Origin of the sequence: Propionigenium maris DSM 9537, from assembly GCF_027925155.1 — a bacterium.
Lineage (GTDB): Bacteria > Fusobacteriota > Fusobacteriia > Fusobacteriales > Fusobacteriaceae > Propionigenium > Propionigenium maris.
This window is the reverse complement of the sequence record NZ_BSDY01000003.1, coordinates 95072-113491: the sequence shown is the minus strand read 5'-3', so window position 1 is coordinate 113491 and position 18420 is coordinate 95072. Positions and strand designations below refer to the sequence as shown.

The window sequence follows — 18420 nt, the reverse complement described above, 5'->3', positions numbered from 1 at the left end:
GGGAAGGCATCTGCCTTCCCTTTTTCTGTAATTCTTATATACTCTCAACTATTTCCTTCATGGCATTAACTGCGTAGTTGATCTCCTCTAACGTATTAAAGTAGCCAAAAGAAAATCTAACAGCACCTGTTTCATAGGTCCCTATGGATCTGTGGGCCAGGGGTGCACAGTGCATTCCCGGTCTTGTGGCGATGTTATACTCCTCATCCAGAAGCTGACTTACCTCTGCCGGGTCGGCTCCCTCTATATTCAGAGTGACTACAGGGGTTCTTTTCTCCTTAGTCCTTCCATAGATCTCTATATGGGGGAGGTCAGCTATTCCTTTCATAAAGGTCTTAACAAGCTCCTCCTCGTGGGATCTGATCTTTTCCAGTCCTATCTCTGTAATAAAGTCGATCCCTGCCCCCAGAGCTCCTATAGCCGGGGCATTTAGGGTACCATACTCAAGAAGATCAGGCATCTCACGAGGGTGTCTCTTGAGCTTTGAGTGGGATCCAGACCCTCCCTCCATAAGGGGAGAGAGCTCTATTCCATCCTTTATATATATTCCTCCCGTTCCCTGGGGACCGTAGAGGGACTTGTGCCCAGTGAAGCAGAGGATATCGATATTCATATCCTCTACATCAATATCAAGGTATCCGGCGCTCTGGGACGCATCCACAATAAGGGTGATCCCCCTCTCACTACATACTCTACCTATCTCTCCTACAGGAAGGATGGTTCCAGTAAGGTTGGAAGCGTGGGTCATAACCACCGCCTTGGTGTCCTCCCTTATAGCTGAAAGGATAGTTTCGGTGTCGATAGAACCGTTCCTATCGGCCTCCACTATAGTAAGCTCCAGACCACAATCCTCCTCCAGGGAGTAGAGGGGTCTGAGCACTGAGTTGTGTTCTAGGGATGTGGTTACCACATGGTCCCCCTTCCTTAAATATCCCTTAATTGCCATATTCAGACTGTGGGTAGCATTGTGGGTAAAAGCTATATTCAGGGGATTCTCTATATTGAATAGCTTAGCAAGTTTACACCTGGTATCGTAGATCACCCTGGAAGCATTTAGTGCCATTGTGTGGCTTCCCCTTCCTGGGTTAGCCCCCCTTGTTTTCATTATATCTATAAGCTCCTCATACACCCCTTCTGGTTTTGGGTAGGATGTGGCAGCATTGTCAAAGTAGTACATAATTATCACCTCAATATGAAGTATAGTCTATTTTTTAACTTGTGTCCATACTACGAATGAAAGATAATAAAACTTAACATAGGATATCTACAGTAAAGCAGTAAAGAACCCCATTCAGGAAGCTTTACTTAACATATTTTAATTTAAATTTAACAAAAAACATACGATATTAAAACGAAAAGAAAATTATTGACACACATCTATATATTATGATATTCTAATGCGTGTTAAGGGAGTTGTAATAACTTTAAAAAAATTATGTGAGGTGTTTTATGTTAGTTTTAATCAACGTAGTAGCTATGTTAGCTATGGTGGCAGTACTTTACAACATGCAAAAAAAATATGTAAAGTTTACTAAGAGAGTTTTTGTAGCCTTGGGGATGGGTGTTGTTTTCGGAGGAATTCTGCAGATGATCTATGGAGCAGGTTCCGATGTAGTAACTGAGTCAATTCACTGGTTTGACGTTATCGGAAGAGGATACGTAAATCTTCTTCAGATGATCGTAATGCCGTTAATCATGGTATCTATTACTTCAGCTATAATCAACTTAAAGCAAGGAGATTCCCTTGGTAAGATGGGTGGAACAATTATCGCACTTCTTGTGGGAACTACAGCAGTGGCAGCGCTATTCGGTGTACTTGCTTCCCTTGGATTTGGTCTTTCAGCAGAGGGGCTTGCATCTGGAGCAGCAGAGGCAGCTAGAACAGCTAAGCTTCAGGATATGGCAGCTTCAAAGCAGCACATTACCTCTACTATAGTAAGTGTAATTCCTAGAAACCCATTCTATGCAATTACTGGTCAGGGTTCAAACTCTACTCTATCTGTAGTATTATTCTCAGCGTTCATTGGTATCTCTACTCTTGGAATCAAGAAGAAGAAGCCACAGGCATTTGAACTGTTTAAAGATATGGTAAATGCAGCTCACGATGTAGTAATGAGAATGGTAACTCTAGTTCTTAGACTTACTCCATTTGGTGTACTTGCTCTAATGACTAAGGTAGTAGCTGGAAGTAATGTAGACGATATCCTAAACCTTATAAAGTTTGTAGGAGCTTCATATGCAGCACTATTTGCAGTATTCGTGATGCACATGGTTCTTGTTATGATAGTTGGACTTAACCCTGCAACATTTATAAAGAAGTCTCTTCCGGTACTTACATTTGCATTCTCATCGAGATCATCAGCGGGAACTATCCCTCTGAATGTACAGACTCAGAGAGAGAAGCTTGGAGTATCTGAGGGAGTAGCGAACCTTTCAGCTTCACTGGGAGCTACAATCGGTCAGAACGGATGTGCTGGAATCTATCCTGCAATGCTTGCTATCATGATCGCAGCAACTCCAGGATCTGGAATTGAGATCAACTTCTCCTTCATCGTAACACTTGTAGTAGTAACAGCTGTATCGTCATTTGGAGTAGCTGGAGTAGGTGGAGGAGCAACATTTGCAGCTCTAATCGTACTATCATCTCTAGGTCTTCCAGTAGGACTAGTTGGACTTCTTATCTCTATCGAGCCGCTAATCGACATGGGAAGAACTGCAATCAACGTATCTGGTGCTATGACAACTGGAGTAGTAACTGGTAAGCTTCTAGGACAGATGGATGTAGAGGCTTATAACTCAGACAATGACCTTGCAATGGATGAAGCATAATTGACAGGTAACTAAAAAACTATTGAAAAGATTTGTTAATAGGGGGACCTTGTGAAAACTTGGTCCCCTTTAAATAGACTTAAGTAAAAAAATAAGTTAAAATTATTAAAAATAAAAATAGCTTAAAACAGGAGGAACAGCAATGAGAGTAATCATCGTTGGTGGAGTAGCAGCTGGAATGAGTGCTGCTGCCAAAGCAAACAGAATGTTAAAGGACGCCCAGGTAGTGGTATATGAGATGGGAGATACAGTATCGTGGGGAGCATGCGGACTTCCATACTTTGTGGGAGGTTTCTTTGATGAGGCTTCTAATATGATCGCAAGACCAGTGGAGAAGTTCAGAGAAACTGGTGTAGACGTTCAGATCCTACACGAGGTAACTGGTGTAGATGCTGAAAGGAAGACATTAACTGTAAAGAACCTTGAAACTGGAGAAACATTTGAAGACAACTACGACAAGCTTATGATAGCAAGTGGAGCGTCGGCAATTATTCCTCCAATTAAGAATGTAAAGCAGGAGAATGTATTTACCCTGAAGTCCCTGGAAGACGGAATCAGAGTAAAGGAAGCTATAAACAAGGATGAGGTAGAGGAGATAGTGGTAATCGGTGCAGGGTACATCGGTGTAGAGACTGTAGAGGCTGCTCACCACCTTGGAAAGAAGGTAAGACTTATTCAGTTAGACGCTAGAGTGCTTCCAGATTCATTTGACAAGGAGATTACAGATGTAATGGAGGAGGAGCTTAGAAGCTATGATGGCGTAGAGCTTCACCTTGAGGAGATGGTAACAGAGCTTACTGGAGAAGGAAGAGTAACTGGAGTAAAGACAAACAAGGGCGAATACAAGGCTGATATGGTGGTAATTTCCACTGGAGTAAAGCCAAATACATCCTTCCTTGCTGGTACTGGAATCGAGATGATAGGAAACGGAGCTATCATCATTGATGAGATGGGTAAGACAAACATAGAGGATATCTACTCAGCTGGAGACTGTGCAACAGTACCTCACAGACTGAAGGATAAGCCTGCATATATTCCTCTTGCAACTACTGCAAATAAGATCGGAAGAATCGTAGGAGAGAACCTTGCTGGAGCAGAGAATAAGTTCCCTGGTACTCTAGGATCAGCTTGTGTAAAGGTAATGTCTATGGAGGCTGGTAGAACTGGTCTTTCTGAGGCTGAGGCTGAGAAGATGGGTATCAACTACAAGACAAAGACTATTAAGGACAAGAACCAGACTAACTACTACCCTGGACAGGAGGATATTTGGGTAAAGCTTATCTATGATGCAGATACTAAGGTAATCCTTGGGGGACAGATGATAGGTAAGAATGGTGCTGTATTAAGAGTAGACACTATTGCTACAGCTATCCACACTGGTATGAAGACCAACGAGCTTGGGATGCTTGACCTTTGCTATGCTCCGCCATTTGCAAGAACTTGGGACGTGCTAAATGTAGCTGGTAACGTTTCTAAGTAATATAAGTTTATAAAGGATTTGCATATAGGGGTGGACACGGGTTCGATTCCCGTCCCTTCCACCAAAGAGTTCACGACTATAAATTTAACAGTAATAACAGAAAAGAAGAGATTTTCAGTCTCTTCTTTTTTAGTATAATCTTTATTCTCACTTTCTTAATTAAAACTCCTTAATTCTTGTGGGCAGAGACTGAAAGATAGTCTTTGTGTACATCTTTCCAGAGAGAAGCTTGTTATCCAGCAAAAATACCGATCCTGAGTCATCTACAGTCCTTATGAGTCTTCCTATTCCCTGCCTTAAAGTATTTATCATCTTGGGTACAGAGTAATCCATAAACGGGTTTTTCCCTATATTCTTTAGATACTCCTCTACCTTTGTATTCTCCCAGGTTAGTGCATCAAAGGGGAGACCTGCTATCACCAGATACTTTAACTTGTCCCCCTTAATATCCATTCCTGTCCAGCAGCTCTTTACTCCAAGGAGGATGCCCTCTCTATCCTTTAAGAAGTCCTCCTTGAAGTTGGGATTTTTCTTATGCTGCCTGTGGACTCTGTATTCTGTTAGCTGCTCAGCGACGCTATTCATAATTTTAACAGAGGTAAATAGTACTACTATCCCCTCCCCAGTCTTTCTTTTAGAATCCAGCCTCTTTATGACTTTAGTTACCTTATCTGGATAGTCCACAGCGTTCTTATCATAATCCTGAGAGCACCAGAGCTTCATCTGTCTGTTAAAGTCAAATACAGTCCCCACATCTAAGGTTCTGTGTATAGGAAATCCCTTTCCGATGAAGTTTCTAAAGTACTTAAGGTCTTCCTTTCCCTCAAAGATAGTAGCAGAAGTGAAGATTATACTCTTGAAGGCGCTATCCAGCTTCATGAAAAATTTGGCCACATCTATCTGCTTTATATTTAGAGAGGTTTTACTGAAGGAGTAGTATTCCTTAATACTGCCTCCCTTTTTAGCTCCCTCTATTGCCTTATTATAGCTCTCTATTTGCTTATTCAGGGATTTACAGGCCTTTTCTATCTTTTCATCAGCTTTTAACACAGGAACGGTCTTGATGTAGCCAAATTTTTCTGCTATCTCCTCAGTTAACTCCATATCCTCCTCTATATCCTTGGATACTTCCTCCAATACTTCCTTGAACTTATTTATAGACATCCGAAGCTTCTCCTCTGTTATGTTTCCTTCATCTGCTGTCTGCTTCATCCCTCTCGGGGTTACCTGAGAGGAGAGTGTCCTTCTTACATCATCTGATAACTCATGAGCCTCATCAAAGACTGCGTATTCAAACTCTCCCATAATTATCCCATCAAGCTCTATATTTAATACTGTGAGGGTATTATTAGCTATTATTATATCTGCATCAAGAGCCTCTAGCCTCTTCCTCCTGGGGATACACTCATCATAGAAGGTGCAAGACCTCCCCTTGCATAATTCGCTTTCTGTAAAAAATTCACTGCTTACATAGGGAGCTACTAATTCTAAGTTATCATTTACGCATTCCCTGATTTCATATCCGTTTTTATCTAATTTTTCCAAGCAGGGATAGGAAGTTCTCCCCTTTATCATAGCTATCTCTAATTCAAACATCTTTTCTATTATATGTCTGTCATTCCATAACTGGCTTTGGAGGTTTTTAGTCCCTACACTGACTAATCCTCTTATCTTTTTTTTGCTTCTTTTTAGCTGGAAGGCCAGGGGGATGAGATATCCTAAGGATTTTCCGACTCCTGTTCCCGCCTCTACCACAAGGTTTTCACTGGATTTAAGGGTATCGAATATCTCTCTGGCCATCTTTATCTGCTGTTTTCTTGGTTTATAGCTTATCCCATATTCATTATTTAGTTCTCCGCCAATTTCATAATATCTACCGATCATCTTATGCACCTGTCCCTATTGCTTCTTTTATTCCTCTATTATACCAATTAATTCCCTTATAAAAAACCATTACATGAGGTTAGAGAGGGGAGAGCGTTTAGCTTCTTTTTATTAAATCATGCCATAAAAAGATATCTCTTGAAGATGCAGCTTAAAGAACTTTGAAAAAAGACGGTATAATAAGAAAAATAGACTGAGGGGCACTAGAGGTAGGAGGTAACGAGTCCAAATAAATAAGGGTATAGACTTATTTAAGTGTAAAAAAATTCTCTAAGTGATAATAAAAGGGAATAAAAGTTTAAAAGGCTGGAGGGGTGCCTCCAGCCTTTTTTATTATTAAGAAAAGTATAGAATTATAAGTTATTGACCTTGATAAAAAACAGTTATATGAGGTTAGAAAGGGTGGAGGGGCACGCTCCTTTTTATATAATTTTAGATACCTGATATATTATCTTTCGGTTAACTCTGTTAAAAAAATTAACTTTAGTAAAAAATTTATACCTCCTCTTTTTTCAATTACTTGCCTTTAGATTTTTCAATCATACCTAGAATTCCTCTTCTCTTCTCCTCCGATGGCAGACTAAGAGCCCATTCCTCAATATCTTCAGAATGCCACCTTATGTGTTTTTTTCTTTTTAATATCAAATCATTTATCTCATTTAGCTCCTTAGATGTATTCATATTCAGTACTTCCTTTGCAATATACTCCAGCATTGTAAATATAAACTTATCTTCCTCTCTTCTGCTTAAAGTATTTTCTAAGGTCACTTCCAAAGACTCTTTAAATCTATTTGTAATTATTAGAATTTCTTTAAGATTTAAGATGGAATCTATATCTGGATGAAGCTCAATTGATTTTTTATAACACTGGATTGCGTCCTCATACCTGCCTACCTCAAAGTAAGCAAACCCTAGATCAATATGCGCCAAATGGTTTTCAGGATTTATTTCAACAGCTTTTTTGTATGATTTAATAAGGGCATTTTCCTCATATTGCTCTGTACTCGCAGAAGAAGGATTATGATCTGTAAGGTCATCCTCTGTTTTTATTTCTTCAAAATCCTTTAAGCTGTCCGATAAAAATTCTAAATTAAGCCCCTTTGATACCTCTATCAAATTTAAAATTTCTACTCTTTTTTCTTCTGCTGGTAACTTTGAAATCCACTCTTCAATATCTTCAGAATGCCACCTTATATGTTTTTTTCTTTTTGATATTAAACTATTTATCTCATCCAGCTCCTTAGATGTATCCATATCCAATACTTTTTTTGAAATGTACTCCAGCATCATAAATATAAATTTATCTTCCTCCCTTCTGCTTAAAGAATTTTCTAAAGTTACCTCCAGGGACTCTTGAAGTTTATTTGTAATTATTAGAGCTTCCTTAAGATTTAAGATGGAATCTGCACCTGGATGGAGCTTAATGGATCTTCTATAACACTCAATAGCTTCCTCATGCCTGCCCATTTCAAAGTAAGTAACCCCCAGATCAATATATGCCAAATGATCTTCAGGATTTGCTTCCACAGCTTTTTTATATGACCTAATAAGAACCTCATCCTCGTCTTCCTCTACCCTTTCAGAGAAAAGTCGATGGTCTGTGGAGTCACTATCTGTTTTTATTCTTTCAGGCACCTCTTCTGATTCCATGGATTCTCTAACTTTATCTGAAGAGGCTGGTACCACTTCTAAATTAGTACTTTGAGAATTATTGGCGGAATCTACTTCAGCAGACTTTTTGCTTGCTTTGCCGGATTCTTTATGGGGTTTTTTAAATGATACAATAGCTTCCTGGTATTTCTTCAAACTGTCATAAACAGCCTCTAAGTTACTGTATGCCATATTGTTATCTGGGTTTAATTCTATAGATTTTTTACATGCCTCTATGGCGTCATTAAATTTATTGAACTTCCCATAGATATATCCTAAATCTGCATAGGCCATATCATTGTCTGGGTTTAATTCTATAGATCTTTCGCAAGCCTCGGTAGCTTTATCATACTCATTTAATTTACTATAAATATATCCTAAACTTGCATAGGCTGCATCATTATCCTGATTTAGTTTAATTGCCTCTTCACAAGCTTTGATGGCTTCCTCATATCTATTTAAATATCCATAAGCCCTTCCTAGATCAGCATATATATTATCATTGTCAGGATCTAATTTAATAGCCTCCCTATATGCTTCCACAGCCTCTTCATATCTTTCTAGCTTGTCACAAGCCCTTCCTAGGTCGACATAAACATTGCTATCAGGATTTATTTTTATAGCTTCCTTATATGCTTCCACAGTTTCCTCATATCTTTCTAGCTTGTCACAAGCCCTTCCCAGGTCGGCATAAACATCGCTATCAGGGTTAAGTTTAACAGCTTCTTCATACGCCTCCACAGTTTCCTCATATCTTTCTAGTTTGTCACAAGCCCTTCCCAGACTAGAATAAACATTACTATGAGGGTTTATTTTAACAGCTTCCTTATAAGCAACTACAGCTTCCTCATATCTTTCTAGCTTGTCATAGGCGTTTCCTAGATCAGCATATGCAGTAGCGTTAGATGGATTTAATCTAATGGCATCATTACATGCTTTGATGGTTTCATCATATTTATCTAATTTTCCGTAGATATACCCTAAGCTAGCGTATGCTAGGTCGTTATCCGGATTTAATTTGACAGCATTATTACATGCCCCAATGGCCTCTTCATAGTTATTTAACCTACCATGGGCATAACCTAAGTTAGCATAGGCCGCATCATTATCTGGATTCAGTTCAATAGATCTTTCACATGCCTCAATAGCCTCCTCATATCTATTTAACCTACCATAGATATACCCCAAGTTAGCATAGTCCATATCATTGTTGGGATTTAGTTCAATAGATCTTTCACACGCTTCAATAGCTTCCTCATATCTATTCAGCTTACTATACACATATCCTAAGTTAGCATAGGTTATATCGTTGGCTGTATCTATTTCAATAGTTTTATTATACGCTTCAATAGCTTTCTCATATCTGTTCAAATTCCTGTAGATGTATCCCAAACTTACATATACCTCACCATTATCTGGGTTAAGTTTAATAGCTTCTCCATATGCCTCAATGGCCTCCTCATATCTACTTAACCTACTATAGGCATAACCTAAGTTAGCATGTGCAACGGCATTTGATGGATTTAATTTAATGGCATTATTACACGCCTCAATGGCTTCGTCATATTTATTTAATCTGCCATAGGCATAACCTAAGTTGGCATAGGCGTTGTCATTTGATGGGTTTAATTTAATGGCATTATTAGATGCCTCAATGGCCTCCTCATATCTATTTAATCTCCCATGGACATACCCTAAACCTGCATAGGCCATATCATTATCTGGATTTAGTTCAATGGCATTATTACATGCTTCCAACGCTTCTTCATGTCTGTCTAAACTGTTATAGATATACCCTAAACTTGCATAGGCACCGTCATTTGATGGGTTTACCTCAATAGCACCTTTACATGCTTCAATAGCTTCCTCATATTTATTTAAATTATAGTAAGCATAACCCAGGTGAGCATAGACCCCATCATTATGAGGGTCTATTTCAATGGCATTTTTACAAGCTTCCACAGCCTCTTTAAACTTATTTGAATTAACATAAGCAAATCCCAAATTAATGTATCCTCTGTCATTATTGGGATTTATCTTAACAGCTTCCCTATACACCTCAATAGCTTTATCATATCTATTTAAGTTATGATATGCAGCCCCTAAATTGATATATACCTCATCATTATTGGGATTTATTTTGATAGCTTCCCTATATGCTTTCACAGCTTCCTGATATTTATTTAAACTGTCGTAGGCAGAACCCAAATGAACATATACCTCATGGTTGTCGGAAGTTTTTTGGATAACTTTTTCATATACCCCTATAGCCTCATTATATCTATTCAGGTTATAGTATGCAGCTCCTAAATTGATATATACCTCATCATTGTCAGGGTTTATTTTAATAGCTTCCTTATACGCCTCAATAGCCTCATGGTATTTATTTAGATTACCATATGCAGCCCCTAATTCAATATAAGCTATATCATTATAGGGTGATATATCGATAGATTTTTTGTATGTCTCAACAGCTTTCTTATATTTTCTTAAATCCCTGTGAGAACTACCCATATTAATATAAATTTTAGATTTTAAAATTTTCTTATCTTCATGAGATAGTTCATCTTTTTGTTCTATCTCTGAAATCAACTCTTCAAACAGCCTGACCCTTTCCTTGGGCAATTTGACTATCCCTATATCTATTATCTTGACGTTTATATTATTCAAATAAAGCAGGTTTTCCAATTCCTTTTTTATTTTTTCCACTTTTTTATCTGTATTTTCCTCCATATATTTTTTAACTTCCTCTATGGATTCCTTTATTGTCTCCCTCATATGTTCTTCAAATTTATCCTTAGACTCCCCTAACATAATAAAGTTTTTCATAGTCTTCACCTCAATACATAATTTTATTTCGTCATCATCATGAACAACACCTTCACCGGCAAAAAATCTATAAACAGAAGCAACCCATCAAACAAATATACAATTTATTCAAACAACTCCTCCTTTTTTTGACTAAATGTCATACTTTTTAATGACTTTTTATAAAAATGTACAAAAGTTATTTATTTTGTTTTTTATAGACTTCTGTAATAAAGTCTGGAAGATAACACTTAATATATAGTTGTTGAACCCTTTACCTTGAACTTGAATATTTTAATACCTGTAAAAACAGGAATATAGAGGAGTGAATTTTAAAAATGTAATCTTTTGTACTTTATTGGTAATTTGAGGAAGATTTATAAATTTTTTAAAAAATAATAGTTTCAAATTAATAAACCAGCCATAAAAAAGGTTAGAGTCAATACTCTAACCTTTTTTATGGATTTAAAAATAAGATTTGTACTTCTTAGGAACTATAGCTTTCCGATCAGGTTTATAAACCATCCTTCAGCATCGTAATCATCATGAGTCAGATCGTCGTCAAAGGAGGTAAAGTTATATCCTACTCCCACCTTCATATTTGTATTTACATGATACTGCACTGAAGCGAGATATCCCTGGGACATATCTTCAGCATCCCTTGAGATAAGCCAGTGATATTCTCCCATTATATCCCAGTTTTGAATAAGGTGGTAGAGGGCTTTAACAGCGTATAGCTCAGTGGTGTTGCTAAACCATTCACCTTCATCCCTTCCCTCTCTAAGCATAGACTTTTTAAGAGCTACCTTACTTCCAATGGTCCAACGGGCATCTATATCATATAGTTCCTCTATGGCAAAGATGTGAGCTTTCTCATCTGTGCCGCTGTCATCCTGCCCCTCGCTTGGAAGGTCGTATAGATAGGTGTACTTACTGAGGATATTAAGTCTGTCGTTCCATATAGGCCTGTAGGCAAACCCCAGACTTAGCTCTACAAACTTAGCGTCTTCCTTGTGATCCTTTTCATCCTTAGTGTAGGATAGGTTTCCCTTTCCCTTAAAGGTCCACTCGTTATCAAGGACATATTTGATACGGTTGGCAGTGAGCCATTGATGCTTCTTTTCACTGCTTCCCTTGTCCCTACGATACTCGATCTTATTTCTGAGGAAGACCTTTCTGGCGTCGTAGGACGAGTAGAGGCTTACACTTCTTCTTTTTATCTTGTCGTCATCCTTATCCAGGTCTCCCTGCTGATAAGAGATACCGGTTCTTAACTTTTCAGTAGCGTCAAAATCAAGCCCATAGGACTGGATAAGGCCGTTTCCATTGGTGTCTCCCTGAACAAATTGATTTTCCTGGTAGATACTGTACCTTTTATTTAATTTAGCTTTCTGACCAAAGGTCAGGGTTTTATTTCTCTCGCTGCTGTCCTCAGAAAGGAGATAGTTAACATAGACATCATGGTTCTCTCCTAAGGCATAGTCGAGGCCACCTAAAACCGAATCTCCCCTTGATCCCCAACTGGACTCCAGGTTTAATCCAAGCTTATCTCCCAGCTTGCTCTTTCCACCCAGGGTTACCATGTCATTTGCTTCATATTCCTCTTTCTTATAAAGAGTTCCCTGGAGGGCTGAATAGACAGAGGTGGAAGGAGTAAAGAAGTATTCTCCTCTGATTCCGCTGAGAACCCCTTCTCCCTTATTCTCTGAATCCTCCTCCTTGCTTCCCTTCAGCTCAGTACTAAGAAGGAGTTTTTCAAACCTGTAATGAAGCTTTGCCCCTACCTCCTCCTGTAGTTCCTTCTCATCATCCCTGCTCTCAGCACGGTCGTAGTAGAAGTTTAACTTGAGTTTTTTAGAGTATTTATAGGTAGTTTTGACTCCGTAGTTAGTTTCCTCTCTGTTATCTTCAAGACTTGAGATGGAAAATCCTCTTTCCTTTTTACGATACCAACCTTCAGTTATAGTATTGTGGCTCAGGTTAGTGTCAAGGTCTGAAAGTCTGGCTCTACCCTTTAGGGAGTAGGCTCTTCCATCCTGTTCCTCTTCCCTGCTTCCTACCTCTTTAAAGGAGATACCACCATCATCGGAGTAGAACTTACTGCCCCCTTCTCTTCCCTGGCTCTCTGCAATTTCAGCTCTTAAGAAGGTATCCTTACTTTTTCTGAGAACAACATCAGCTCCCTTAAGGGTATAGTCCAGGTCGTTATCATTCCCCTCTACATATGTACCCCCTGTATAGATTCCTTCTGTAAGCCATTTTCCCCCTCTGATACCTCCTGAAAGGTCGTCATCTTCAATTCCTACAGGATAGTATTCATAATCAACCCTCAGATATGTTTCCTTGCCGTCTAATGCACCGTTCTTTATCACTGAGGTATCATCTGTATCCTGAAGTATCTGGAGAAGGGGTCTTGAGAGGATAACCCTTCCCTGGAAGTAGTCGATCTCATAATCCTCACCGCCGGTAAGATAGATATTGTCAGTAACAAGGCCTGTACTCTTGTCCTTGACCTCTACCCATATCTTTTCACTTCCGGTAACCATATCAGTATGCTTCAGGTAGTAGAGGCTTCCCCCTGTACCTAAGAATGAATCGTGGGCAAATACCGTTCCCGGCTGAGAGAGAAATACCTTTAACTGCTCACGGTCCTCTCCAAATAGTGTTGTTTTTCTGCTTCTTAAGTCTACCTTTGCCCCGTATAGGCTACGGTTATAGTTGGCAAACTCAGTTCCTGTAAATCCTGTATTATAGTTTCCCCATAGGAGGTTATTTTTATCCCATGAAAGCTTCAGGTAGAACTTTCCCTGAGTATTAACATCACTATAGGTAGTGGATTCATCTCCATAGGTTGTGTAGTACATATCTCTTTCCATGTCCCTGAAAACACTTGTGTTCTCTCTTTCGTCCATGTTGTTAAAGATATTTTTTAACTCCTCCTCGTGGGTATCCATCTGAGCAGTCAGAAGATACTTCTTATATTTGTTTTTCGAGTAGAAGGCTACACGGCCATCTGTATAGGAGGAACCATCGTAATGGTAATCTTTAGAGATAATCTCATCACTTCCGGAAACCTTGTTCTTACCTCCCTTTATGTCGGCAATTCCCACAATAAAGTTGTATCTGTCTGGTACTGTAATTTCCAGTGGGTAGCTAAATACCTCCCCATCCTTGACAATCTTAAGATCCAGGATGTGAGGACCGGGGGAGAAGTGTTCCTCCAGTGCAAATTTCCCCTGGGAATCTATTGGAATCTCTCTATCTCCCATTAAGATCTTTGTTTTATCTGGGAAACCATGCCCGTAAACCCTGACTCTTGAGGCGTCTATAGGTATATTTTGGATAGAAAGGGAACTACCTCCAAAGGCCTCCCCACCGCTCAGAGCTCTTTCTCCTCTTTTTTCAGCAGCACTATTCTTCTCCCATCTTTCCCTTGTGACTACCTTAAGAGGTTTCAACTTTGTTTCATCAAAGTTTCCTTCGGTGTCCCAGACCTTTAACTTATAGAAAATCTCCTCTCTGCCATAGATATCCCTTGAGGGAATCCATGGTATCTCCTTTGAGAAATCTATGCTATTCCCCTTAAGGGTAGCAAGGATATTCTCCTCCCTGTCTTCATAAATGGTAATCTCCCACCTCTTAATAAACTCCCCATAGTTGCTGTAGATCTTAAACCATGTCTCCTGTTCAGGGACAACTTCTCCCCTTTCAGAAGTGATATCAAGTTTAGGAGAGACCTCTATGGGATCTATAACAGACCATATAGCCCCCTCATTATTTTCCAGCTGTATCCTACTTTTATATATAACATCGCTTCTTCTGTTGCTATTCATACCTTCGGTAGTGTCATTTGCAGATATGGGTTTTTCCTCCCCATTGGTAACTACCCTTATGCTGTAAGGGAGTTCTTTTTCTCCAACCTCTTGAGAGGGGTCACCCTGGTTAAAGATGACCTCCTCTGAAGATAGTGCTACCAGGTTAACCATTAAAAAGAGTATGAAAAAGTGTTTAAAATAGGTTCTTTCTCTCATTACATCTCACCTCCTGGAAGCTGAGATATAATTGTTATCTTTGAAACTTCCTTCTCTCCAAGGAGCTTTGTCAGCTCCTCCTCTACTGTCTTAGCTCTTTTTAGTGCCAGGACTCTGTTATATTCATTGGAAGCTCTGCTGTCTGCATTTCCTTCAACGATTATTGTACCTCCGTTGTGCTTTTTTAGGAGATCAGCAATATTGTTTAAACTTTCAATCTGATCCTCCTTAATCTCCCATTTATTGGTCTTAAAGAAGACACTTCCCACTCTTATTTCAACTATCTTTTCCTTGTTGATCTTTTTCATTTCAGGCATCTTAACTCCGAAGTTAAACTTCTCCATAACCTTGGAAAGAGTTTTTACCCTTGGATTTTCTGTGGTGAACAGAGTGTCTGGAGGAAGGGTAGCTTTATCAACCTTTATGATATAGTTTTTACCCCTGTCAGGAATATCGTCAACTCCATCTACGTGGAATCTCCCGAATCTATCGGTTTCCATAACAAGCCCCTCTACAGTTGCCAGTCTTACTCCCGGGATTCCCTCTTCTTTTACCCCTTCATTTCTAATTTCAATGACTTCAAAGTAGCTGCTATTGTCTATCTTATAGAGCTTCTTCTCGGTGATTTCTTCATCGTATTCAATAGATATCTCAGTTCTTCTGTTAAGTTCCCTTCCGGAACTAGTCCAGTTGCTGGCCACAGGATTTTCACTTCCTCTCCCCTCTACAACAAACATATCCTCTGTAATATCCAGCTTAGCTGCAAGGTATTCTTTGAGGACCTCTGCTCTGGCCAAGGAAAGATAGAGGTTATTCCTGTATCTTTTCTTAGCTCTCTTTGTAAGATGCTGAGAATCAGTGTACCCTGTAAGTATTATTTTGAGGTTCTTCTTATGCTGTAAATTTTCAATATATTTTTTTAACTTTTCACTTTCATTTTCCTTGATAAGGGCGTATGCAGAGTCAAAGTATACAGGAGCGAATATATTGTTTAAAACCACTCTCCTCCTACCTTTAACATCTTTAAAGCCCTCTCTGTAGCTAGGGTTTTTAACTATCTTTCTGCTGACAGCTATCTCTTCTCCAGAGAGTCCCTTTTTAACGCTACCTTTATAGGATTTAATAACTTCACCACTTCCCTTTAAGGTTATAGTAGTTCCTTTCTTAGTAGAAACTACAATATCTCCAGGAATTTTAGGGTTAATGATCCCCCTTTTTAACATTATGGTATTTGCAGTTGAATCTTCTGAAATCTTTCCGTTAAGGTCTCCAAGGATGATCTCATTATCATCTTGTGAGATACTCCATCTTTCTCCATCCTTTTCCATAAAGCCACCTGAGTAGTTAGCCTGATTTGTAAGGGTTTTAACCTTAATCCTTTTCGCTGTAGCATCATCCTGCCATCCGTCTCCGTCTCTGTCATGGAAGACCTTTCCGATTATAACGGTACTGTTGAATAGAGGATCGTTTATTACCTCTACCTTAGCTTCAGCTACCTTGGATGCCTTTCTATCACCAGAAGTCTCGGTCCAGGCTTTATTAACATAGGTCCCAGGCTTTACACCGGTTCCCACACGGAGGATATAGTTTATCTCCAGTTCTTTTTTTCCAGTTAGGGTAAGTCCCTTAAAGTACACAGTACGTCCCTTATTCTCTACCTGGACCTTCTTACCATCGATTTTTCCGGAATTTTCAGCATACTTGAACCCAGGAGGAAGGATATCCACTATCCTTACATCTCTCAACACGCTGCTTTCTGAGGCTGAAAGGTTCTGAATAATGATCTTGTAACTCACAAGGTCACCAATGGAAACCCATCTTTTTTTGACACTCTTCTCTATCTTGATATCAGCTTCCTCTACCTTTAGCGTAGCTTCAGCTTTAATCTCCAGATTTTTTCCTGCCTCTGCTGTATTTGTAACATCTCCCTTTTTGAGGTCGCTCTTAAGCTTTCCTACAAGGGTATAATTCTTAGTTTCTCCAGGATTAATAATAAGACCTGTTTCAAAAAGGTCCCTTCTTATTTCTGTTTTTAGAAGAGATTCAGAGTCCTTGACTTCTTCCCTTCTCCAATCCCAGCTCTCAAAGGCTTTGATCTGGCTGACCCTGTCCTGTATTTTTACATCTCTTCCTATAACTGTGGAGTTGTTTGTCAGCTGAATATCATAGACAACTGTGTCTCCAGGGTAGAAGGTAGTTTGCTTACCTCTGATAGTTTTTGTAAGGGTATAGCTTGGCTCTGCAACATTAAGAACTACAACATTAGAGTCCTTCTTTTGATCCGTTGTAGCTGCTAAACTGCTGATTTGGAAGAGGCTTCTCCTTCTAGGATCTTGATTTTGTTCAAAGGAGAGATATGCCTGGTTAGGTATAGTATCCCCCTCATAGACCTCCCTTCCCTTATAGGCAAACTCCACCTGGAACTTTAATTTAATAGTTTCCCCGGCTTTTACCCTTGGAATAACTATTCCTTCTCCCAGATCCTTTGCAGAGGTTATTCCGTCCTCAAGAGAAAGATAGCTGTATGAGTTGTCCTTGTAGAGGAAGAGTTCCTTATAAGGGTCGATTACTCTTACATTCTCAGCATCTACACTACTATTATTGGTTACAGAGATTGTATATTCAGCAGACTCTCCGTCTTCAACTACTCCGTCTCCCTTTGTAGTTCCCTTTCCTCCCAGGTCTTTAACATCTAGCTTAATGTCCAGATCAACAAGAGAGAGCTCTTCAACTGGAAGGCTAACCTTATTGGAATCTATATTCTTACCCTCATAGATTACAGTAGCTATGTTATCCACCCTATCTCCAGAGATAGTCCCGGCCGGATAGACAGCTTTCATCTGGAAGGTTACTTTTACAGAGTGACCTACTGCTATCTTGTCCAGAGTAATACCATTTTTTAAGCTTCCCTGAGTGGAGGCTCCCTTTACCTCCAGATTCTTAGGGGTCTGTCCATTGAAGAACTTGGATGACAGAGTGTCTGTTAGTTTAGAATTCGTTACTGTAATGTTTGAGTTGTTTTTTACTATTATTGTGTATGTCAGCATCTCCCTATCCTGAGCCTTTCCATCTCCACTCTCATCGGTTACAGCTTTTTCTATGGAGAGGTCTACTATAGCTTTTCCATTAACAGTAGCCGTAGCTTCCTTTGTAGGAAGAGCAACATCCTTGGAATCCTTAGCAGTGAAGTTCGCCGGATTAACGATGGTACCGACATCGATATCAGCCTGTGTAACTTTATGCGTTACTGTACCAGTGGCAGTATCCCCAGGAAGTAATGTATCTTTATCCATTGTGATTCCAGTAGTGTTGTTTGTATCGGTAACGACAATGTCCTTAAGGGTAGCGTTACCGGTATTTTTAAGGGTAAGGGTATATGTAACGATATCCCCCACCTTGGTGTATTTATTTACCACGAAACTACTATCCTTATCGTTTATTACAGGAGTGTTGGTAACGGTAAAGTCAGCAGTAACCTGTCCCTTAGCGGAAACAGTATCTTTTTCAGTGACCTTACCACCCTTAGGATCGGTACCGGTGAATGTAGCGGTATTGTCAACCTTACCGGCATCTACGTCCTGCTGAGTGACAGTATACTCTCCAGTTCCAGTAGCAGTATCCCCAGGAAGTAGCGTTGCCTTATCCAGGGTAATAGGAGCTGAGATCTTAGGATCTGTAACAGTGACAGCAGTAAGAGTAGTATTACCAGTGTTTTTAACGGTAAAGCTATATGTGATC

Annotated in this window: 7 protein-coding genes; 2 read left to right on the top strand and 5 right to left on the bottom strand. The window is 39.5% G+C overall.

Features of this window, described 5'->3' with window-relative positions; all coding sequences use genetic code 11:
• Window positions 1–34 precede the first annotated feature (34 nt).
• Window positions 35–1177, bottom strand: a complete 1143-nt coding sequence (locus tag QMG11_RS03920) for an aminotransferase class V-fold PLP-dependent enzyme (protein WP_281833604.1) — start codon at window positions 1175–1177, stop codon at window positions 35–37.
• Between the two features lie 272 nt (window positions 1178–1449).
• Between QMG11_RS03920 and QMG11_RS03915 the strand changes: the two genes are divergently transcribed.
• Both QMG11_RS03915 and QMG11_RS03910 read left to right on the top strand, forming a co-directional pair.
• Entirely contained in the window at window positions 1450–2829 is a 1380-nt protein-coding gene (locus tag QMG11_RS03915) for an L-cystine transporter (RefSeq protein WP_281833603.1), read from the top strand.
• 142 nt (window positions 2830–2971) lie between these two features.
• The gene (locus QMG11_RS03910) at window positions 2972–4309 is read left to right on the top strand and encodes a CoA-disulfide reductase (RefSeq protein ID WP_281833601.1); all 1338 of its coding nucleotides are present in this window, start codon (window positions 2972–2974) and stop codon (window positions 4307–4309) included.
• A 159-nt stretch (window positions 4310–4468) separates the two neighbouring features.
• Here the strand turns inward: QMG11_RS03910 and QMG11_RS03905 are convergent, their stop codons facing one another.
• From QMG11_RS03905 to QMG11_RS03890, 4 genes are all read right to left on the bottom strand, one after another.
• Window positions 4469–6193, bottom strand: coding sequence for an ATP-dependent DNA helicase (locus QMG11_RS03905; protein ID WP_281833600.1), 1725 nt, complete (start codon window positions 6191–6193; stop codon window positions 4469–4471).
• Window positions 6194–6709: 516 nt separating this feature from the next.
• Complete coding sequence (locus QMG11_RS03900; RefSeq protein WP_281833599.1) at window positions 6710–10672, bottom strand: tetratricopeptide repeat protein; 3963 nt, start codon at window positions 10670–10672, stop codon at window positions 6710–6712.
• Between the two features lie 473 nt (window positions 10673–11145).
• On the bottom strand, window positions 11146–14682 hold the full coding sequence (locus tag QMG11_RS03895) for a hypothetical protein (protein ID WP_281833598.1): 3537 nt from the start codon (window positions 14680–14682) through the stop codon (window positions 11146–11148).
• Window positions 14682–18420, bottom strand: a 3739-nt coding sequence (locus QMG11_RS03890) for a CLIPPER-2 domain-containing protein (protein WP_281833597.1), incomplete at its 5' end; no start/stop codon positions are given. The genes QMG11_RS03890 and QMG11_RS03895, both read right to left, overlap by 1 nt.

Bases quoted from the DNA above. Each gene is read 5' to 3' on its own strand.
- QMG11_RS03910 (WP_281833601.1), top strand. From the start codon at position 2,972: ATGAGAGTAATCATCGTTGGTGGAGTAGCAGCTGGAATGAGTGCTGCT.
- QMG11_RS03895 (WP_281833598.1), bottom strand. From the start codon at position 14,682: ATGAGAGAAAGAACCTATTTTAAACACTTTTTCATACTCTTTTTAATG.
- QMG11_RS03915 (WP_281833603.1), top strand. From the start codon at position 1,450: ATGTTAGTTTTAATCAACGTAGTAGCTATGTTAGCTATGGTGGCAGTA.
- QMG11_RS03905 (WP_281833600.1), bottom strand. From the start codon at position 6,193: ATGATCGGTAGATATTATGAAATTGGCGGAGAACTAAATAATGAATAT.
- QMG11_RS03920 (WP_281833604.1), bottom strand. From the start codon at position 1,177: ATGTACTACTTTGACAATGCTGCCACATCCTACCCAAAACCAGAAGGG.
- QMG11_RS03900 (WP_281833599.1), bottom strand. From the start codon at position 10,672: ATGAAAAACTTTATTATGTTAGGGGAGTCTAAGGATAAATTTGAAGAA.